Below are 19749 nucleotides of genomic sequence, written 5' to 3' on the forward strand. Positions count from 1 at the left end.
CAGGGCAGCACAAGGGGGCAGGGCTTATGTACCGGATTCTGGGCGGTTTTCTGCTGCTGGCAACTTCCAGCCTTGCATCTGCCGCGCCGTCCGAGGTGGTGCCGGAGGATTATTACCGGCTCGCGGATGTGGGCGAGCCGGCGTTCTCGCCCGATGGCGGCACGCTCGTCTACATGGTCTCGACCCCCGATCAGGCGCGGGATGAAAAGACGAGTGACCTGTGGACCGTGCCGTGGAAGGGCGGCACGCCCGCGCCGCTCACCCGCACCCCCGAGACGAGCGAATACAGCCCTCGATACACGCCGGACGGCAAGACGATCGTGTTCCTCAGCGATGCGGGCGAAAAGGCGGAGGGCGACGACGAGGAAGACGACAGCGCCCAGCTCTGGCGGATGCCCGCGGCAGGCGGCGCAAGCAAACGGATCACGAGCCTTCCGGGCGGGATCAGCGACTATGATCTGTCGCCGGACGGCAAATACGCCGTCGTTGTCGCCGAGGTCGGCAGGGCTGTGGGCAGCAAGGCAAAGAACCCGCCTCCCGTTGAAACCGAGCGCTTCTATTTCAAGCAGGACGGTCGCGGCTATCTCGACGACCGCACGCAGCAGCTCTTCATCGTCGACCTTGAAACGGGCGCGGCGCGGCAGCTCACGAGCGGCGCGCGCGATCACTGGCGCCCCGCGTGGTCGCCCGACGGCAAGCTCATCGCCTACACCGCCAAGGATCACGGCGAGACCGACAAGACGCTGAACACCGAAATCTACGTGCTGGCGCCATCCGGCGGCGAACCACGCAAGCTCAGCCCGACCGCGAATGCGGACGACGATCCGGATTGGGTCGCGGGCGTTTCATGGTCTCCGGATTCGAAGCGGATCGTCTGGCTCGAAGGCATGGAGGACAAGTGGCTCTACTACGGCACGCCGCACCTTGCCGTCGCCGACGTGGCAACGGGCGCGGTGACGCGGCCCGCAAAGCTCGACCTCTGGTTCTATTACCCGCGCTTCGCCCCGGACGGTTCGATCCTGACGCAGATCGAGGGCGACCGCGACACGTGGCTGGCGCGCGTGGACGCCAAGAGCGGCAGGATCAGCTACCTCACCAAGGGCACGCGCTTCGCCTATGACTATGCCGTCGCAAACGACGGGCGTATCGCCATTCTCGAAACGACCAACGAAAAGCCCGCCGAGCTTTTCGCGCTCGACAAGGGCGCCGCCCGCCCGCTGACCGACCACAATCCGTGGCTGAAAGACCGCGCTCTCGGTGAAACGCGCGACGTCAGCTTCAAGAGCGGCGACGTTGAAATCCACGGCTTCTACGTGCTGCCGCCGGATTATGATCCGGCGAAGCGCTACCCATTGATCGCGGACCTCCACGGCGGCCCCGTCTATCAGCACAGCCACGAGTTCGATCTCGATGCGCGCGCGCTCGCGGCGGCGGGCTATGTCGTCCTCAAGATCAATCCACGCGGTTCATCGGGGCGCGGTTTCGATTTCTCGCGCGCCATCTATGCCGATTGGGGCAATGTCGATGCGCAGGACATCAGCGCGGGCATCACCAATGCGATCGAAACCGGCATCGCGGACCCGAACCGCATCGGCGCCGGCGGCTGGAGCTACGGCGGTATCCTCACCGGCTACATGATCGCCTACGACAAGCGCATCAAGGCGGCGGTCGCGGGTGCGGGCGTTTCCAACATCTTCGCGACGTGGGGCGTCGACATGTATCAGCGCGAATACATGCTCGAACTCGGTACGCCGTGGGAGAACTTCGATACGTGGAAGAAGCTCGCCTATCCGTTCTTCGAACCGGAGCGCATCACCGCGGCGACCTTGTTCCAGTGTGCGGACGCCGACGACAACGTGCCCTGCGTGGGCGCCGAGCAGATGTACCTCACGCTGAAGACACGCGGCATCCCGACAAAGCTGATCGTCTACCCGGGCGAAAACCACGGTCTCACCGTGCCGAGCTACCTCGCGCACCGTATCCGCGCCAACATCGACTGGTACGGTCGCTGGATGAAGGCTGATTGAGCTATTCGCCGAGCAGCGTGCGCGTCAGCGGGTGATCGGGGTCTTCAAGCCCGTCGATGACGTTGAAGTGATGACGCCCCGGTTCCTCGAAAAGCGCGGCTGCGGCGCCAAGGCCGGTCCAGATGTTGGCGAGAAGCGCCGACTGGCGGCGGAATTCAGGACGCTCGTCCGCGCCGACCCAGCAGGTCACACGCGCGCCGGAGAGCGGAGCGAGGAGGGCTGGGCTTTCGGCGGCAGCTTCTCCATCGTCGATGTGAAGCGTGTCGTTCATTCCCGTTCGCATCAGCGGCCGCAGGTCGGTGAGCGCCGAGATCGGCACGGTATGCGCAATGCGGGCCGCGACCTCCGACGGTAGCGGCGAGGATGCGGAGGCCATGCGCGCGGCGAGGTGCCCGCCCGCCGAGTGCCCGGTGATGAAGATCGGGCCGTCGATACGTGCCGCGGCGGCAGTGATCGCGGCGCCGATCTCGCGCGTGATGCCGCCGATGCGGTTCTCGGGGCAGAGCGTGTAGGACGGCATCGCGACGGCGAAACCGCGTGCGAGCGGTCCCCGCGACAGGTGCGACCAGTAGCTCTTGTCGAGCGCGAGCCAGTAGCCGCCGTGGATGAAGACGACGAGGCCGCCGGGCATGCCTTCCGGCAGGAACAGGTCGTAGCGGTTGCGGGGTGCTTCGCCGTAAGGGAGGTCCAGCCTCGCGCGTGTGCCGCACGCATCGCGCCAGCGCTGGGCAGGCTCAACCCACGCGTCCGGCCAGCGGTCGCCGTCCGCGATGTGCGCGGCGTTGGCGTAGGCATCGTCCCAGTCGGTGATCGCGTGCAGGGTCATGTCCACTCCTGTTCGGGTTCACGCACAATGCGCCGCCTCGAAAATATTTCAACCCTGAAACTTTAGGCTTGAAATAATTAAATCGACATGTCAGCCTCCGACTCATCGACAAGGGAGGTCATCCGATGGATGTGGCTGTACTCGGCGGCGGGCCTGCGGGCCTTTATTTCGCGATCAGCATGAAGCTGCGCGATTCCAGCCATCGCATCACGGTGATCGAGCGCAACCGCCCGGACGACACGTTCGGCTGGGGCGTCGTGCTCTCGGACGAGACGCTGGACAACCTCGCCGCGAACGACCCCGTCAGCGCTGCCGCGATCCGCGAACATTTCGCCTATTGGGACGATATCGCCGTCGTTCACAAGGGCGTGCGCACGCTTTCCACCGGGCACGGCTTCTGCGGCATCGGGCGCAAGCAGCTGCTGCTTCTGCTCCAGGCGCGTGCACTGGAGCTCGGCGTCGAAATCCGCTTCGAAACCGAGGCCGAGCCGACGCAGGCCTACATGGACAAGTACGACCTCGTCGTTGCTGCGGACGGGCTCAATTCCCGCACGCGCACCGAGTTCGCGGATCATTTCCAGCCCAATATCGACGTGCGCAAGTGCAAGTTCGTCTGGCTCGGCACGCACCAGAAGTTCGACGATGCTTTCACCTTCATCTTCGAAAAGACCGAGCACGGCTGGGTGTGGGCGCACGCCTACCAATTCGATGCGGATACGGCGACGTTTATCGTCGAGTGCACTGAGGACACCTGGGCAGCCTTCGGCTTCGGCGAAATGACGAAGGAAGAGTCGATCGCGACGTGCGAGCGCATCTTCGCAAAGCACCTCGGCGGGCATCCGCTGATGTCGAACGCGGCGCATGTGCGCGGTTCGGCGTGGATCAACTTCCCGCGTGTGCTCTGCGAGCGCTGGTCTTACCAGAACGTCGCGCTGCTCGGCGACGCGGCGGCGACGGCGCACTTCTCGATCGGTTCGGGCAGCAAGCTCGCGATGGAAAGCGCTGTGGCGCTTGCCGACTATATCCACAGCGAGCCGACGCTGGCGGCGGCCTTCCAGAAGTATGAGGATGCGCGCCGTGTCGAGGTGCTGCGCCTGCAATCGGCGGCGCGCAACTCGATGGAATGGTTCGAGGAGGTCGAGCGCTACCTCGATCTCGACCCGGTGCAGTTCAACTATTCGCTGCTCACGCGTTCGCAGCGCATCTCGCACGAAAACCTGCGCCTGCGCGACCGCGCGTGGCTCGACAGCGCGGAGACGTGGTTCCAGCAGCAGGCGGGCGCCGGAAACGTGCGCCGCGCGCCGATGTTCGCGCCTTTGAATCTGCGCGGCATGACGCTTGAAAATCGCATCGTCGTCTCGCCGATGGCGCAGTACAAGGCGGTCGACGGCTGCCCGACCGACTGGCACTTCGTGCACTATGCCGAGCGCGCAAAGGGCGGCGCGGGCCTCGTGTTCGTGGAAATGACCTGCGTGAGCCCGGAAGGGCGTATCACGCCCGGCTGCCCCGGCCTTTATGCGCCGGAACATGAGGTGGCTTGGAAGCGGCTCGTCGATTTCGTTCACGCTGAAACATCCGCGAAGATCTGCGCGCAGCTCGGCCATTCCGGTTCCAAGGGCTCGACGCAGATCGGCTGGGAGGAAATGGACGCGCCGCTGCCTGCGGGCAACTGGCCGCTGCTTGCAGCCTCCGCCGTGCCGTGGTCCGAGAAGAACGCCGTGCCGAAAGCGATGGACCGCGCGGACATGGATCGGGTGCGTGATCAGTTCGTCGCGGCGGCCGAGATGGCGAACCGTGCGGGCTTCGACATGGTCGAGATCCACGCCGCGCACGGCTATCTGCTCTCGTCGTTCATCAGCCCGCTCACCAACCGCCGCGAGGACGAGTATGGCGGCAGCCTCGAAAACCGGATGCGCTATCCGCTCGAAGTCTTCCGCGCGGTGCGCGCTGTGTGGCCGGATGAAAAGCCGATTTCGGTGCGTATCTCAGCGAACGACTGGGTCGGCGACGAGGGCGTGACGCCGGAAGAAGCCGTGCAGATCGCCGAAATCCTGAAGGACGCAGGCGTCGACATTTGCGACGTTTCCGCAGGGCAGACGTCGGTGCGCGCAAAACCTGTCTACGGCCGCATGTTCCAGACGCCGTTCTCCGACCGTATCCGCAACGAGACCGGCATGGCGACGATGACCGTCGGCAACATCTACGAGCCCGACCACGCCAACTCGATCCTGATGGCGGGCCGCGCTGATCTCGTCTGCCTTGCGCGACCGCACCTCGCCGATCCCTATTGGACGCTGCACGCCGCAGCGACGCTCGGCGACAAGCAGACGGAATGGCCGAAGCCCTATCTCGCCGGGCGCGATCAGGCGTTCCGCCTCGCCGAGCGCGGGCCTGAGCAGATGACGGGCAAGGTATGATCGCAGGGCAGAGCGCACTCGTCACGGGCGGTGGCACCGGCGCGGGCCGGGCCATCGCGCTTGCGCTTGCCGGTGCAGGCGTCCGCGTCACCATCTGCGGCCGTCGTCTCGCACCGCTGGAAGCGGTCGCGGCGGAAAGCGACCGCATTGTTGCCGCGCAGGCGGACGTGACCGATGAAGCGGCGATGTGCGCGCTCCACGAAACACACGGACCGTTCGATATCGTTGTGGCGAACGCAGGCGCGGCGGAAAGCGCGCCCGCGCACAAGGTGACGCAGGCGGCTTGGCAGGCGGCGCTCGCCGTGAACCTCACCGGCGCCTTCCTCACCGTGCAGCCCGCCATCGGGCAAATGGTCAAGCGCCGCGCCGGGCGGATCATCTTCATCGCCTCGACGGCGGGCCTCAAGGGCTATGCCTATGTCGCGCCCTATGTGGCGGCGAAGCATGGCGTCGTCGGCCTGATGCGCGCGCTCGCGGCGGAGACGGCGAAGTCGGGTGTCACGGTCAACGCTGTGTGCCCCGGTTTCACCGAGACCGACCTCCTCGAAGAGTCGATCGAACGCATCATGGCCACCACCGGCCGCAGCCGCGAAGACGCGCGCGCCAGCCTCGCGGCGACGAACCCGCAAGGCCGCTTCATCACCCCGGACGAGATCGCGGCCACCGTCCTCTGGCTCGCAAGCGAGGGCGCGGCATCGATCACCGGCCAGGCCATTTCCGTATCGGGCGGCGAGACATGGTAAGCGCACCGCTCACCGCCGGCGACGGCAAGGAACGTGTCCGCCTGTGGCTGCGCCTGCTCCGCGCCACCCGCCTCATCGAAGCCGAACTGCGCGAACGGCTGAAAACCGAGTTCGACACGACGCTGCCTCGCTTCGACGTCATGGCGGCACTCGACCGCGCGCCGGACGGCATGATGATGAGCGAACTGTCGCGTTTCCTATTGGTTTCCAACGGCAACGTCACCGGCATCGTCGACCGCCTGGTATCGGATGGATTGGTCGCCCGCACCGCCCGCGACGGCGACCGCCGCGCCTTCATCGTCAAGCTGACGGACATGGGCGCCACGCAGTTCAAGGCAATGGCGACCGCGCACGGCCGCTGGATCGACGCGATGCTCGCCGATGTCGATCCCGAAGAGGCCGCACACCTCGCGGGCACACTCAGAACATTCCAGAGCAAGTGGGAGGGCGGACATTGACGCAGATGGCAGGATTGAAGCCGGAGCATTTCCTGTGGGAGGTCGAAGACCGCATCGCGCGTGTCCGCCTGAACCGGCCTGACCGCAAGAACCCGCTGACGTTCGACTCCTATGCCGAGCTTCGCGACACGTTCCGCGCGCTGGTTTACGCCGAGGATGTCGACGCGGTGGCATTCCTGCCGAACGGCGGCAATTTCTGCTCGGGCGGCGATGTGCACGACATTATCGGGCCGCTGGTTGCGATGGACATGAAGCAGCTACTCGCGTTCACGCGTATGACGGGTGATCTCGTGAAGGCGATGATCCACTGCGGCAAGCCGATCATCTCGGCGGTGGACGGTGTGGCGGTCGGTGCGGGTGCGATCATCACGATGGCTTCGGACATGCGGATTGCAACCCCGGCGGCGAAGACGGCGTTCCTGTTCACGCGCGTCGGCCTCGCGGGCTGCGACATGGGTGCGTGCGCGGTGCTGCCGCGCATCATCGGGCAGGGACGGGCGGCGGAGCTGCTTTACACTGGGCGCGCGATGAGTGCTGAGGAAGGCGAGCGCTGGGGGTATTACAACCGGCTGGTTGCTGCCGAGACGCTGGAGGACGAGGCGATGGCGCTCGCGCGGCGGATCGTGGCGGGGCCGACGTTTGCGCATGGTATCACCAAGACGCAGCTCAATCAGGAATGGTCGATGAGCCTGGATCAGGCGATCGAGGCCGAGGCGCAGGCTCAGGCGATCTGTATGCAGACGCGGGACTTCGAGCGGGCTTACAACGCGTTCGTGGCGAAGCAGACTCCCGTGTTCGAGGGCGACTGATGGCGGACCGCAGCTTTCTGGACTGGCCGTTCTTCGAAGACCGGCACCGTGACTATGCCGAGCGGCTGGAGGGGTGGTGCCGGGAGAATCTTCCGGTCGACCACGACGACACAGACGGTGCGTGCCGCAGGCTTGTGGACATGCTGGGCGAGGGGGGGTGGCTGCTCGCGACGGCGGTGGATAGTGATACGCCTGCGCCGCTCGACGTGCGGACGCTGTGCATCACGCGCGAGACGCTGGCGCGACATGACGGGCTGGCCGACTTCGCCTTTGCGATGCAGGGACTCGGCACCGGGACGATCAGCCTGTTTGGTGACGCCGGACATCGCGAATGGCTGAGGAAGACGCGTGCGGGCAAGGCGATTTCCGCGTTCGCGCTTTCCGAGCCGCGCTCGGGCTCTGACGTTGCCAATATGGATATGGCCGCGCGGCGCGACGGTGATGACTATGTGCTTTCGGGCGAAAAGACTTGGATTTCGAACGGCGGTATTGCCGACGTTTACACGGTGTTCGCCCGCACCGGCGAGGCGCCGGGCGCGAAGGGCATTTCGGCGTTCGTCGTGGCGGCGGATACGCCTGGGCTTGAGATCGCCGAGCGTATCGACGTGATCGCGCCGCACCCGCTTGCACGGCTGCGGTTCAATGACGTACGCGTGCCCGCATCGGCAATGGTCGGGAAACCGGGAGACGGTTTCCGCATCGCCATGTCGGTGCTCGACGTGTTCCGCTCGACGGTGGGCGCGGCGGCGCTCGGCTTCGCGCGTAGGGCGCTGGAAGAGAGCATCAAGCGGACGAGCGAACGCACGCTGTTCGGCGCGCCGCTGTTCGACCTGCAGATGGTGCAGGGCCACATCGCGGACATGGCGCTCGACGTGGATGCGGCGGCGCTCCTCGTCTATCGCGCGGCGTGGACGAAGGACATGGGCGCGCCGCGCGTGACGCGCGAGGCGGCGATGGCGAAGCTTTACGCCACCGACCGCGCACAGTCCGTGATCGATAAAGCGGTACAGCTTCATGGTGGGGACGGTGTGCGCCACGGCCACATCGTCGAAAGCCTGTACCGGGAGATCCGGGCGCTTCGCATCTACGAGGGCGCATCGGACGTACAGAAGGTGGTGATTGCGCGTCAGGTGATGGGAGCGGGAGCATGATTTTGGGGCCGTCGGCGCATGTCGATACGTTTACGCGGGACAATCTGCCGCCGTTCGAAGAATGGCCGGACCTGCTGCTCGATGGCTTTGAATACCCCGATACTCTGAACGCCGGTGTCGAACTCACCGATGCGATGGTGGAGAAGGGTTTCGGCGATCACACAGCGCTCATCGGCAACGGGCGGCGGCGCACCTACAAGGAACTGACCGACTGGTCGAACCGCATCGCGCACGCGCTTGTCGAAGACTACGGCATCAAGCCGGGCCACCGCGTGCTGATCCGTTCGGCGAACAACCCCGCGATGGTCGCGTGCTGGCTCGCCGCCACCAAAGCCGGCGCAGTCGTCGTCAACACCATGCCGATGCTGCGCGCGGGCGAGCTTTCAAAGATCGTCGACAAGGCCGAGATCAGCCTCGCACTCTGCGACACGCGGCTGATGGACGAAATGGTGCTGTGCGCGAAGGACAGCCGTTTCCTGAAAGCGGTCGTCGGCTTCGACGGCACCGCCAACCATGACGCGGAACTCGATCGCGTGGCGCTCGGCAAGTCCGTGAAATTCGATGCGGTGCAGACGGGCCGTGACGACGTCGCGCTGCTCGGCTTCACCTCGGGCACCACGGGCGAGCCCAAGGCGACGATGCACTTCCACCGTGATCTGCTGATCATCGCGGACGCCTATGCGAAGGAAGTGCTCGGTGTGCGCCCGGACGACATTTTCGTGGGTTCGCCGCCACTTGCCTTCACCTTCGGGCTCGGCGGGCTCGCAATCTTCCCGCTGCGCTTCGGCGCTGCGGCGACGCTGCTTGAACATGCCTCTCCGCAAAGCATGATCGAGATCATCGAGACCTACAAGGCGACGATCAGCTTCACCGCGCCGACCGCCTACCGGATGATGCTGGCGGCGTTCGACGAGGGCGCCGACCTCTCCTCGCTGCGCATTGCCGTTTCGGCGGGCGAGACGCTGCCCGGTCCGGTGTTCGAAGACTGGGTGCGGAAGACCGGCAAGCCGATCCTCGACGGCATCGGCGCGACCGAACTGCTGCATATCTTCATTTCGAACCGTCTCGACGACATGCACCCGGCCTGCACGGGGCGGCCGCTCACCGGCTACGAAGCGAAGATCGTAGACGAGGACATGAACGAGTTGCCGCGCGGCGAGGTGGGGCGGCTGGCGGTTCGCGGGCCGGTTGGATGCCGCTATCTCGCCGACACGCGGCAGCTGAAATACGTGAAGAAGGGCTGGAACCTGACCGGTGATTCCTTCACGCAGGACGCGGAAGGACGCTTCCACTTCGCGGCACGTTCCGACGACATGATCATCTCGGCGGGATACAATATCGCCGGGCCGGAGGTGGAAGCCGCGCTGCTCAAGCATCCGCACGTGCTGGAATGCGCGGTGATCGGCATCGCTGATGAGGCGCGCGGGCAGATCGTTGAGGCGCATGTCGTGCTGGTGGAAGGCATTGCGGCAGACGACGGCATCGTGAAGACCTTGCAGGACCACGTGAAGGCGACGATCGCCCCCTACAAATATCCGCGCTCGGTGCGGTTCACGGCCGCGCTTCCCAAGACCGAGAGCGGCAAGATCCAACGGTTCCGGCTGAAGGCTTAGAGGTTCCAATGACCGATTTCAGCGCAACGCGCGCGAAGTTCCACATTCCCGAAGGCATCCTTTACCTCGATGGCAATTCGCTGGGGCCGCTGCCGATCGCCGCGAAGGCGCGCGCGGCAAAGGTGATCGAGGAGGAATGGGGCGGCCAGCTTATCAAGGGCTGGAACACCGCCGGGTGGATGGTGCAGCCGCGGAAGGTTGGCGACCGCATCGCCCGGCTGATCGGCGCGCCCGAGGGCAGCGTCGTGATGGGCGATACGCTTTCGATCAAGGTCTATCAGGCGCTGGCTTCCGCGCTCGAAATGCGCCCGGACCGGCGCGTGATCGTGTCGGACAGCGGCAATTTCCCGACCGACCTCTATATGGCGCAGGGCCTTATCGCTTCGCTGGGGCGGGGGCATGAGCTGAAGGTCGTGGAGCCCGAAGCCGTGGAGGCCGCGATCGACGAGAGCGTCGCCGTGGTGATGATCACCGAGGTCGATTACCGCACCGGCCGCCTGCACGACATGGCGAAGCTGATCGCGAAGGCGCACGCGATGGGCGCGCTGGTGATCTGGGATCTCGCGCACTCCGCGGGGGCGATTCCGGTGGACGTGAAAGGCGCGGGCGCGGACTTCGCCGTCGGCTGCACATACAAGTATCTGAACGGCGGCCCCGGTGCGCCTGCGTTCATCTATGTGGCGGCCGAGCACGCGGATGCGGCGCGCCCGGCGCTTTCCGGCTGGATGGGGCACGAGGCGCCATTCGCATTCGATCAGGACTATCGCCCCGGCACCGGTATCGAACGGATGCGCGTCGGCACGCCGCCGATCATCGCGCTTGCCGTGCTCGATGCCGCGCTCGATGCGTGGGAGGGCGTTGACATGGCGGACGTGCGCCGGAAGTCGATCGAACTTTCCGAGCTGTTCATTCGCGAGGTCGAGGAGCGCTGTGCTGACCTCGTGCTTGCCTCGCCACGCGATAGCGCGTCGCGTGGCAGCCAGGTGTCGTTCCGCCACCCGCAGGGCTACGCGGTCATGCAGGCGCTGATCGCGCGCGGACTGATCGGTGATTTCCGCGCGCCCGACGCGCTGAGGTTTGGTTTAACGCCGCTTTATATCGGCGAGGAGGAGGTGCTCGGCGCGGTCTCCATCATGGAGGACGTTCTGAGCAAGAGGAGCTGGGACAAACCCGAATATCACAGAAGAGGACTTGTCACTTGACCAGCCAGCAACCCTATGACCCGGCCAAAGACGGCGCGCAGATGTCGTTCCGGGAACGCATGTCCTACGGCGATTATCTGTCGCTTGATCCGATTCTGAATGCGCAGAAGCCGCTTTCGGCCGCGCATGACGAAATGCTGTTCATCATCCAGCACCAGACGTCCGAGCTTTGGATGAAGCTTGCGATCCACGAGGTGCGCGCGGCGATGGAGGCGGTGCGCGAGGACCGCGTTTCGAACGCCTTCAAGATGCTGACGCGTGTGGCGCGCATCTTCGAGCAGCTCAACAGCGCGTGGGACGTGCTGAGGACGATGACGCCGAGCGAATACACCGAGTTTCGGGACTCGCTGGGCCAGTCCTCCGGCTTCCAGTCCTATCAGTATCGTGCGATCGAATTCCTGGCCGGGAACCGCAATGCCGCGATGCTGAAACCACACGCGCACCGGCCCGAGATCATGGCCCAGCTCGAAGACATTCTTGCAAAGCCGAGCCTTTATGACGAGGCGCTGCTGCTCCTCCAGCGCAGCGGCATCCCGATCGGCAAGGCCGATGCGGAGCGCACGGACTGGGCGACCCCGCGCGCGGAGAGCCAGGATGTCGTAGAGGCGTGGAAGATCGTTTACCGCGCACCCGAGAAGCACTGGGCGCTTTACGAACTCGCCGAGAAGCTCGTCGACTTCGAGGATTATTTCCGCCGCTGGCGTTTCAACCACGTGACGACCGTTGAACGCATCATCGGATTGAAGCGCGGCACCGGCGGGACTTCGGGCGTTTCGTACCTCCGCAAGATGCTGGAGGTGGAATTGTTCCCCGAACTCTGGAAAGTACGTACCGAACTCTAGTGGAGCACGATCTTGGCAACCTTCGATCCCTTTGACCCCTTCGGTCTTGAGCAGCAGCTCACCGAAGAAGAGCAGATGATCTCCGCGACCGCGCGCCGTTTTGCCGAGGACCGGCTGGCGCCGCGCGTCGTCGAGGCTTTCCGGCACGAGAAAACCGACGCCGCGATCTTCCGCGAGATGGGCGAGCTTGGCCTGCTCGGCGCGACGATTTCGCCGGAATATGGCGGCGCGGGCTTCGGCTACGTCGCTTACGGGCTGATCGCGCGCGAGGTCGAGGCAATCGACAGCGGCTATCGTTCGATGATGAGCGTGCAGTCTTCGCTCGTGATGGTGCCGATCGAGACGTTCGGTTCGGAAGCGCAGAAGCAGAAGTATCTGCCGAAGCTGGCGCGCGGCGAGTGGGTCGGCTGCTTCGGACTCACCGAGCCGGACCACGGCTCCGACCCCGGATCGATGGCGACGCGCGCGAAGAGCGTGCCGGGCGGCTACCGCCTTTCGGGCGCCAAGACGTGGATCACCAACGCGCCGATCGCCGACGTGTTCGTCGTGTGGGCGAAGACCGACGACGGCGCCATCCGCGGCTTCGTGCTCGAAAAGGGCATGGAGGGTCTCTCCGCGCCCGCGATCCACGGCAAGGTGGGCCTGCGCGCCTCGATCACCGGCCAGATCCTGATGGACGACGTGTTCGTGCCCGAAGAGGCGATGTTCCCCGAGGTGCGCGGCCTGAAAGGGCCGTTCACGTGCCTCAACTCCGCGCGGTTCGGCATCGCCTGGGGTGCGCTCGGTGCGGCGGAATCCTGTTACAAGACGGCGCGCCAGTATGTGCTCGATCGCAAGCAGTTTGGGCGGCCGCTCGCGGCGAACCAGCTCATCCAGAAGAAGCTCGCCGACATGGTGACCGACATCTCGTTCGGCTTCCAGGGCTGCCTGCGGCTCGGCCGGATGAAGGAGGACGGGCATCCGCCGGTGGAGCTGACCTCGATCCTGAAGCGCAACAATTGCGGCAAGGCGCTCGATATCGCCCGCACCGCGCGCGACATGCTGGGCGGTAACGGCATTTCCGACGAATTCGGTGTGGCGCGGCATCTTGTGAACCTCGAGGTGGTGAACACCTATGAAGGCACGCACGATGTCCATGCGCTCATCATCGGCCGCGCGATCACCGGCATCGCGGCCTTCGCGAACTAGGCGATCGTCATGGCTTTCACGGCGGTTCGCCCCTTGCGGTTCGGGGACTGCGACCCTTCGGGGATCGCTTACTTCCCGTCCTATCTCAACCTGCTCGTCGGGGTGATGGAGGAGTTCTTCGCCTCCATCGGCTCGCCATGGCCGGTGATGATGGGCGAACGCCGTATTTCCGTGCCGACCGTGCGGCTGGACATCACGTTCAGCCATCCGGGCGTGCACGGCGACGTGCTTGAATTCCGGGTGGATGTGAAGCGCGTGGGTGGAAGCTCGCTCGATTTCCTGCACCGCATCACCTGTGGCGGTACGCTGCTCTGGTCCGCCGAGCAGCGCGTCGTTGCAACCGATACCGATACTCACCGCGCGCGTCCGTGGCCGGACGACATGCGCGCGGCTCTCGAACAGCATCTGGAGACCTCGAATGTTTGAAACCCTGCAGCCCGAAGGCTGGGTGAAGCCGATCGGCTATGCGAACGGCATCGCTGCCGAGGGCACCTTGATCTTCGTGGGCGGCCAGATCGGCTGGAACGCGAACGCCGAGTTCGAGACGGACGATTTTGCGGCGCAGACGCGGCAGACGCTCGAGAACGTCGTCGCGGTGCTGAAGGCCGGCGGGGCAGGGCCGGAGCACGTGACGTCGATGACATGGTACGTGACCGACAAGGCCGAGTATCTCGCTAATCTGAAGGGTGTGGGTGCGGCCTATCGCGACACCATGGGCAAGAACTTTCCGGCGATGGCGCTGGTGCAGGTCGCGGCGCTCGTCGAGGACCGGGCGAAGATCGAGATTCAGGCGTTCGCGGTAAAGCCGCGCTGAGGCTTCAGTTAACGGGCAGCGCCTGGATGACGTGGCCGAGCTTGTCGGGGTTGCGCACTATATAGATCGCGGTGATGCAGCCGTCCTCGATCGCGAGTGCGGTCGTCTGCAGAACGTCGCCGCGATCGAGGCTGACGAAGCCCGGAAGGCCGTCGATGCGCTGCGTGCGCAGCAAGGTTGCGGCGTCGCCGAACTTGCGAAACAGGCTGGCGTAAAGCCGGAGCACACGCGCGATGCCGCGGATCGGATTGCGGAACGCAAGCACGCGGCCGCCGCCGTCCGCATGGATCACGACATCCTCGGCGAGCATCGCCTGCAGCGCGGCCGTGTCGCCGTCGCGCGTTGCAGCGAAAAAGGCCTGCGCGATGCGTTCGGCCTCGGCGTCCTCCACCATGTAACGCGATTTCGACTCCTGCACGTGCCGCCGGGCGCGCACGGCAAGCTGGCGCACCGCCGCCGCATCCCTGCCGAGCGTCGCTGCGACGTCGCCGAGGCTCACTTCGAACACGTCGTGGAGCAAGAATGCCGCCCGCTCCAAGGGTGAGAGGCGCTCGAGCGCGAGCATCAGCGTGAGAGTGACGTCGTCGGCGATGGCTTCGGGTTCGAGCAGGGGTTCGGGGAGCCATGTGCCGAAATAGGTTTCGCGGCGTGCACGCGCCGACTTCATGCGATCGAGGCAGAGGCGCGTGACGACACGCGTCAGCCACGCAGGCGGCGACTCGATGTCCGACGCTTCAGACCAGCGCAGCCAGGCGTCCTGCACCACATCCTCGGCTTCAGCGACGGAGCCGAGCATCCGGTAGGCGAGGCGCAGCAGCCGGGGGCGCTGCGCCTCGAACAGAGCGGTGTTTTCAGGCTGCGGCACGGCGCAGGGCCGGGTGCGGGGCGCGGAAGCCGGCCTGGAGACGATTCCACGTGTTGATCGCGCCGATCAAAAACGTCAGCTTCACCTGCTCGGCCTCGCTGAACTCGGCTTTCAGCGCATCGTAATCCGCGTCTGGTGCGCCCGTCTCTGAAAGCCGGGTGAGCGCCTCGGTCCAGCCGAGTGCTGCGCGTTCCCGGGGGGTGTACAGCGTCGATTCGCGCCATGCGTTCAGCATGTAGAGCCTCATCTCGTCTTCGCCCGCGTGGCGAAGTTCGGTAGAATGCATGTAAATGCAGAAAGCGCAGCCGTTGATCTGCGAGGCGCGCAGCCGCACCAGGTCCATCAAATTCTGTTCGAGGCCACTGGTTTTGAAGCTCTCTTCGAGTGCGATCATCGCCTGCATCGCTTCGGGGGCGTAGCTCTGCGCATTGTTCAGTCGGGCGGTCATGTCCGTTCTCCTTGGCGGCGCGCACCGTGCGCGCTTGCAGACATGACGAAACAGGCTCGGCGCGTGTGACATGCGGCGCAAAATTTATGCGTTTCCGCTGCTTTTTTCAAAGCGCTTCGCAGTTCCCCGTCAGTTGCGGTAAAATCCGGCAGATGCTTCTTGACAGCACCGGGCCCCGCCAATAGGTACGCCCGGCTTTCGAAATACGAAGCAACGCGCGGGTGTAGCTCAGTTGGTTAGAGTGCCGGCCTGTCACGCCGGAGGTCGCGGGTTCGAGCCCCGTCACTCGCGCCATTTCTTGCAAGCAGAAATGGCGCTTCCCCGCAGGAAGCGAGATCAGGCTTCGATGCTGTCGAAGACCCTGAACTCATGCGCGATCGAGCGCTCCACGAGCAGTTCATAGATCGCCGCGACATGCTCGCGGGAGAGGCCGTGGGTTTCCGCGGCGGCACAGGCCTTGGCGATCACGTCCGCCTTCCGGTCCTCGTCGCGCACCGCGCCGCGCGACGTCTTCACCCTGGCCGCCGCCTCGATGTAGCGCATCCGCTTCGCCAGCAGCGCGACGATCTCGCGGTCGAGCGCGTCGATCGCGGCGCGGATCTCCGGCATGGTGGTGCAGGTGTCGGGGGCTACGATGTCGGTCATTTGCGGAAGCGTCCGGTTTCTATCCAGCGAACAAGGGGGCGGGCCGGGAAGACCCAGGCGATGCCCAGTACGATCCAGATCGGGAGTTGAAGGAGCACGTGAAGGCGTGTGACGGGCTCAGCCACGGCGACGGCGAGGACGGCATAGATAGCGATCAGGACGATCAGCAGGAGCACGCCGAAGGGCTTCCGGAGGCTTGGCTTGGGATCGGTCATGTGGTGAGTGTCCTTGTCGGTGTCACCACCGCGTCGAGGCACTGGTCCCAGCTGTCGGCGGGAAGCGCTTCCAGAATTTGCACGTCCCAGGCAAGGCCGATGGCGATCGTGGGCTGTACGGCGCGCAGTGCGGCGAGGGCGCGGTCGAAGTGGCCTTTGCCCTGGCCGATGCGATTGCCGTGCATGTCGGCCGCGACAAGGGGAACGAGGAGCGTATCGGGGACGGCTTCGGCCGCGTCGGCAAATGGTTGCATGGTGCCGAAAGGGCCGGGCTCCAGCGGGCCGCCGGAGACGCGAAAGTGCATGACGTCATCGCGGCTCGCGAACCATGGTAAGAGCGCCATGCCTTGCGCAAGACACGCGGCGGGATCGATCTCGTGGCCCATGGGCACGTAGCTGCCGATGGCGCGCGCGTTCGCGAGGAAGGGAAGGGTGCGCGCGGCGAGCGCGGCTTCCAGTGCCTGCCGTTCCCCGGCGGACAGGCCGCGCACGAACGCGGCGCGCGCTGCGCGGGCGTCGCGGCGCAGGGCTTCCTTGTCGAAGGGGGAGGCGGTGGGCAAACGGGAATCCGGGCGACAGGTCAAAAATGGGTGGCGGAACCGCCTCGGCCGTTTGCCGGAATATCCTCTGACGCCAGTAACGTCAGGTGGGCACCATATGGTCGGACCAGGATCCGCACAGGGACAGCACCCTTGGATGTCGATATCGCCTCAGGGATGTTCGCATCGCGCGCACCAGGCAGTATCCGCCGTGGAGTAATCTAGGCGTTGGCGCGCCGCTTCTCAAGGGCCGCGACAATCGCTTCCACCCGCTGCGCCGCCTTTTCGAGCGCGCCCGTCGCGATCGTGTCACCGAGCGATGGGTCGCGTTCCTTGAGGTCGAAGAATTCGTCGGCGATGAGGATGGCCGACATCAGCAGCAACCGAGGCTCGCTCATCTGCCCGAGCGCGCCCTGCAGATCGGCCGCCTTGGCGTCGACATGCGCCGCGAGACGGTTCAGCCGCTCCTCTTCGCCATCGCGGCAGGCGAGGGGATAGGAACGGCCGCCGATCGTGACGTTGATCTGACCCACGCGCCTAGCTCCGCGACGCGATCAGCACGTCGAGATCGGCGACGGCGCGTTCTGTGGAGTCCTTGAGGCGGCGGTGCTTCTGACGCAGTGCGTCCAGTTCGGCGAGCGCGCCGCCGGTATCACCTGCACCCGCCGCAGCGCGCTCGAGCTTGTCGAGTGCGCTTTCAAGGCGTGTCAGCGCCGACGCGAAACCGGTCATCTGATCCATGCCGAAAAGTCCCGAAATCAGCAGTTTGGGCGAGGAACATAAGAACGAATCCGAATGACGGTCAAGGCGAGCGCGGGTCGGTTCGCCGATTCATTCCGATTCAGCCGGATTCCCGCCTGTTTCATGTGCGCATGGCCGCCATGCCTTGACATGACGTTGACGCAGCATAAGCCCCTCTCCATTGTGCGCGCCGATTCGCCGCCCGGCCGAAATATTGGGGAACCAAGCCGAAGATGACCGTCAATCACGCCGATCTCGCCAACGCTGTCCGTGCGCTGGCGATGGATGCCGTACAGGCCGCGAATTCCGGTCATCCTGGAATGCCGATGGGCATGGCGGATGCCGCGACGGTTCTCTTCACACAGCATCTGAAGTACGATCCGCAGTGGCCTGAATGGCCTGATCGCGACCGCTTCGTGCTTTCCGCCGGTCACGGCTCGATGTTGATCTACGCACTTCTATATCTCACCGGCTATAAGAAGCCGACGCTCGACCAGATCCGGAACTTCCGCCAGCTTGGCAGCCCGTGCGCCGGCCACCCCGAGAATTTCGAGCTCCCCGGCGTGGAGACGACGACCGGCCCGCTCGGGCAGGGTCTCGCCACCGCCGTCGGCATGGCGCTCGCGGAGCGGCACCTCAACGCGCGCTTCGGCGACGCCGTGCAGGACCATCACACATGGGTGATCGCAGGCGACGGCTGCTTGATGGAAGGCATCAACCACGAGGCGATCGGGCTTGCCGGACACTTGAAGCTCGGCCGCCTCAATGTGATCTGGGACGACAACCGCATCACCATCGACGGCGCGACCTCGATGTCGACGTCGGAGGACGTGAAGGCACGCTACGAGGCTTCAGGCTGGCACGTCGTTTCCTGTGACGGCCACGACGCAGCGAGCATTGACGCGGCACTGCGCGCGGCGAAGGCCGATCCGCGCCCGTCGCTGATCGCCTGTCGCACGATCATCGGCTACGGCGCGCCCAACAAGCAGGGCACCGCGGCAACGCACGGCTCGCCGCTCGGCACGGCGGAAATCGCGGCGGCACGCGAGACGCTCGGCTGGAATCACGAACCGTTCGAAATCCCGGCGGATATCCTTGATGCGTGGCGCACTTCGGGTGCGCGCGGCACCAAGGTCAGCGCCGATTGGAAGGTGAACGCTGCGAAAGCAGAGGGTTATGCCGAATTCCTGACCTGGCTGGATGGTTCGGCGCTGAAAGCGGCAGGCCCGGCGCTGAAGGCCCATATCGACGCGCTGATCGCCGCACCGCAGACGGTTGCGACGCGAAAGGCGAGCGAGCTTGCGCTTGGCGCGATCAACGCCGCCGTACCGAACACCATCGGCGGCTCGGCCGATCTCACCGGCTCCAACAATACGCTGACCAAGGGCCTCGGCACGCTTGACGCTGCGAACTACGGCGGCCGCTACGTCTATTACGGCATCCGCGAGTTCGGCATGGCCGCCGCGATGAATGGCATGGCGCTGCACGGCGGTCTCGTGCCCTATGGCGGCACCTTCCTCGTGTTCACGGATTATTGTCGCCCGGCGATCCGTCTCAGCGCGCTGCAGCGGGCGCAGGCCATCTATGTGATGACGCACGATTCGATCGGGCTTGGCGAAGACGGCCCGACGCACCAGCCGATCGAGCACGTCATGAGCCTGCGCGTGATGCCGAACGTGCTCGTGATGCGCCCGGCAGATGTTGTCGAAACGGCAGAGTGCTGGGCGCTTGCGCTTGAGAACGACAGCGGCCCCACGGTGCTTGCGCTTTCCCGCCAGAACCTGCCGCAGGTTCGAACGGAAGCCGGTGAGAATCTCTCCGCGAAGGGCGCCTATCGCCTGCGTGCCGCTTCTGCCGCGCGCAAGGTCGTGTTCCTCGCGACCGGCTCCGAAGTGCAGGCCGCGCTTGGCGCTGCCGACCAGCTCGAAGCGGCAGGCATTGGCTGCGACGTCGTCTCGATGCCCTGTTGGGAGCTTTTCGATCTGCAGAGCGACGCCTATCAGGCCGATATCCTGCCGGAAGACGCGCTCATCGTTTCGGTCGAAGCCGGGACAACGATCGGTTGGGAACGCTACACGGGCCGCAAGGGCCTGCGGCTCGGCATCGACCGTTTCGGCGCTTCCGCGCCTGCCGAAGCCTTGTATGAGAAGTTCGGATTGACCGCCGACGCGATCGCGAAGGCGGTTCGGGGGAAGCTCGCTTAAAT

21 protein-coding genes and 1 tRNA gene are annotated in these 19749 nt (G+C 65.3%); 14 read left to right on the forward strand and 8 right to left on the reverse strand.

Annotated elements, in window-relative coordinates:
- The first annotated feature begins 26 nt into the window (after nucleotides 1–26).
- Nucleotides 27–2027, forward strand: a complete 2001-nt coding sequence (locus ACFQ00_RS16965) for a S9 family peptidase (RefSeq protein WP_381493592.1) — start codon at nucleotides 27–29, stop codon at nucleotides 2025–2027.
- Between the two features lies 1 nt (nucleotide 2028).
- Here the strand turns inward: ACFQ00_RS16965 and ACFQ00_RS16970 are convergent, their stop codons facing one another.
- The gene (locus ACFQ00_RS16970; RefSeq protein ID WP_381493595.1) at nucleotides 2029–2853 is read right to left on the reverse strand and encodes an alpha/beta hydrolase; all 825 of its coding nucleotides are present in this window, start codon (nucleotides 2851–2853) and stop codon (nucleotides 2029–2031) included.
- Nucleotides 2854–2978: 125 nt separating this feature from the next.
- On the opposite strand from ACFQ00_RS16970, the gene ACFQ00_RS16975 reads away from it, so the two are divergent.
- Genes ACFQ00_RS16975 through ACFQ00_RS17025 form a run of 11 tightly spaced genes read left to right on the forward strand, consistent with a single transcriptional unit; the run spans nucleotide 2979 to nucleotide 14090 of the window.
- Entirely contained in the window at nucleotides 2979–5270 is a 2292-nt protein-coding gene (locus ACFQ00_RS16975; protein WP_381493598.1) for a bifunctional salicylyl-CoA 5-hydroxylase/oxidoreductase, read from the forward strand.
- Nucleotides 5267–6013 (forward strand): SDR family NAD(P)-dependent oxidoreductase, encoded by a 747-nt coding sequence (locus ACFQ00_RS16980; RefSeq protein WP_381493601.1) that lies wholly within the window; start codon nucleotides 5267–5269, stop codon nucleotides 6011–6013. The genes ACFQ00_RS16975 and ACFQ00_RS16980 overlap by 4 nt, the downstream gene beginning before the upstream one ends.
- Entirely contained in the window at nucleotides 6007–6471 is a 465-nt protein-coding gene (locus tag ACFQ00_RS16985; RefSeq protein ID WP_381493605.1) for a MarR family winged helix-turn-helix transcriptional regulator, read from the forward strand. The genes ACFQ00_RS16980 and ACFQ00_RS16985 overlap by 7 nt, the downstream gene beginning before the upstream one ends.
- Nucleotides 6472–6476: 5 nt before the next feature.
- The gene (locus ACFQ00_RS16990; RefSeq protein ID WP_381495245.1) at nucleotides 6477–7280 is read left to right on the forward strand and encodes an enoyl-CoA hydratase family protein; all 804 of its coding nucleotides are present in this window, start codon (nucleotides 6477–6479) and stop codon (nucleotides 7278–7280) included.
- Nucleotides 7280–8431: an acyl-CoA dehydrogenase family protein gene (locus tag ACFQ00_RS16995; RefSeq protein ID WP_381493608.1), complete on the forward strand. Its 1152-nt coding sequence runs from the start codon at nucleotides 7280–7282 to the stop codon at nucleotides 8429–8431. The genes ACFQ00_RS16990 and ACFQ00_RS16995 overlap by 1 nt, the downstream gene beginning before the upstream one ends.
- Nucleotides 8428–10044 (forward strand): AMP-binding protein, encoded by a 1617-nt coding sequence (locus tag ACFQ00_RS17000; protein WP_381493611.1) that lies wholly within the window; start codon nucleotides 8428–8430, stop codon nucleotides 10042–10044. The genes ACFQ00_RS16995 and ACFQ00_RS17000 overlap by 4 nt, the downstream gene beginning before the upstream one ends.
- A gap of 8 nt (nucleotides 10045–10052) precedes the next feature.
- Nucleotides 10053–11246 (forward strand): kynureninase, encoded by a 1194-nt coding sequence (kynU, locus tag ACFQ00_RS17005; protein WP_381493613.1) that lies wholly within the window; start codon nucleotides 10053–10055, stop codon nucleotides 11244–11246.
- Nucleotides 11243–12088 carry a tryptophan 2,3-dioxygenase gene (gene kynA, locus ACFQ00_RS17010; protein ID WP_381493615.1) on the forward strand — a complete coding sequence of 282 codons (846 nt, stop codon included), beginning with the start codon at nucleotides 11243–11245 and terminating at the stop codon, nucleotides 12086–12088. Before kynU ends, kynA begins: the two co-directional genes overlap by 4 nt.
- Before the next feature lie 12 nt (nucleotides 12089–12100).
- Entirely contained in the window at nucleotides 12101–13276 is a 1176-nt protein-coding gene (locus ACFQ00_RS17015) for an acyl-CoA dehydrogenase (protein WP_381493617.1), read from the forward strand.
- A 9-nt stretch (nucleotides 13277–13285) separates the two neighbouring features.
- Complete coding sequence (locus ACFQ00_RS17020) at nucleotides 13286–13702, forward strand: acyl-CoA thioesterase (RefSeq protein ID WP_381493619.1); 417 nt, start codon at nucleotides 13286–13288, stop codon at nucleotides 13700–13702.
- The gene (locus ACFQ00_RS17025) at nucleotides 13695–14090 is read left to right on the forward strand and encodes a RidA family protein (protein ID WP_381493622.1); all 396 of its coding nucleotides are present in this window, start codon (nucleotides 13695–13697) and stop codon (nucleotides 14088–14090) included. Before ACFQ00_RS17020 ends, ACFQ00_RS17025 begins: the two co-directional genes overlap by 8 nt.
- A 4-nt stretch (nucleotides 14091–14094) precedes the next feature.
- Here the strand turns inward: ACFQ00_RS17025 and ACFQ00_RS17030 are convergent, their stop codons facing one another.
- Both ACFQ00_RS17030 and ACFQ00_RS17035 read right to left on the reverse strand, forming a co-directional pair.
- Nucleotides 14095–14955 (reverse strand): sigma-70 family RNA polymerase sigma factor, encoded by an 861-nt coding sequence (locus tag ACFQ00_RS17030; protein ID WP_381493625.1) that lies wholly within the window; start codon nucleotides 14953–14955, stop codon nucleotides 14095–14097.
- Nucleotides 14942–15403 (reverse strand): carboxymuconolactone decarboxylase family protein, encoded by a 462-nt coding sequence (locus ACFQ00_RS17035; RefSeq protein WP_381493628.1) that lies wholly within the window; start codon nucleotides 15401–15403, stop codon nucleotides 14942–14944. The genes ACFQ00_RS17030 and ACFQ00_RS17035 overlap by 14 nt, the downstream gene beginning before the upstream one ends.
- A gap of 217 nt (nucleotides 15404–15620) precedes the next feature.
- Here ACFQ00_RS17035 and ACFQ00_RS17040 point away from each other — a divergent pair.
- A tRNA-Asp gene (locus ACFQ00_RS17040) sits at nucleotides 15621–15697 on the forward strand.
- A 42-nt stretch (nucleotides 15698–15739) separates the two neighbouring features.
- Here ACFQ00_RS17040 and ACFQ00_RS17045 read toward each other — a convergent pair.
- The 5 genes from ACFQ00_RS17045 to ACFQ00_RS17065 all read right to left on the reverse strand — a co-directional run bounded on the left by ACFQ00_RS17045 (nucleotide 15740) and on the right by ACFQ00_RS17065 (nucleotide 17543).
- Entirely contained in the window at nucleotides 15740–16048 is a 309-nt protein-coding gene (locus tag ACFQ00_RS17045; RefSeq protein WP_381493630.1) for a chorismate mutase, read from the reverse strand.
- Nucleotides 16045–16263: a DUF2842 domain-containing protein gene (locus ACFQ00_RS17050; RefSeq protein ID WP_381493632.1), complete on the reverse strand. Its 219-nt coding sequence runs from the start codon at nucleotides 16261–16263 to the stop codon at nucleotides 16045–16047. Before ACFQ00_RS17050 ends, ACFQ00_RS17045 begins: the two co-directional genes overlap by 4 nt.
- Complete coding sequence (locus tag ACFQ00_RS17055; protein WP_381493635.1) at nucleotides 16260–16823, reverse strand: 5-formyltetrahydrofolate cyclo-ligase; 564 nt, start codon at nucleotides 16821–16823, stop codon at nucleotides 16260–16262. Before ACFQ00_RS17055 ends, ACFQ00_RS17050 begins: the two co-directional genes overlap by 4 nt.
- A 200-nt stretch (nucleotides 16824–17023) precedes the next feature.
- A complete protein-coding gene (locus tag ACFQ00_RS17060; RefSeq protein WP_374592746.1) occupies nucleotides 17024–17335 on the reverse strand; it encodes a cell division protein ZapA in 312 nt (103 codons plus the stop codon).
- Between the two features lie 4 nt (nucleotides 17336–17339).
- Nucleotides 17340–17543, reverse strand: coding sequence for a hypothetical protein (locus ACFQ00_RS17065; RefSeq protein ID WP_381493639.1), 204 nt, complete (start codon nucleotides 17541–17543; stop codon nucleotides 17340–17342).
- A gap of 233 nt (nucleotides 17544–17776) precedes the next feature.
- On the opposite strand from ACFQ00_RS17065, the gene tkt reads away from it, so the two are divergent.
- Entirely contained in the window at nucleotides 17777–19747 is a 1971-nt protein-coding gene (gene tkt / locus ACFQ00_RS17070; protein ID WP_381493644.1) for a transketolase, read from the forward strand.
- Nucleotides 19748–19749: the final 2 nt, after the last annotated feature.

Origin of the sequence: Sphingosinicella xenopeptidilytica, from assembly GCF_042676985.1 — a bacterium.
Classification (GTDB): domain Bacteria; phylum Pseudomonadota; class Alphaproteobacteria; order Sphingomonadales; family Sphingomonadaceae; genus Sphingosinicella; species Sphingosinicella xenopeptidilytica.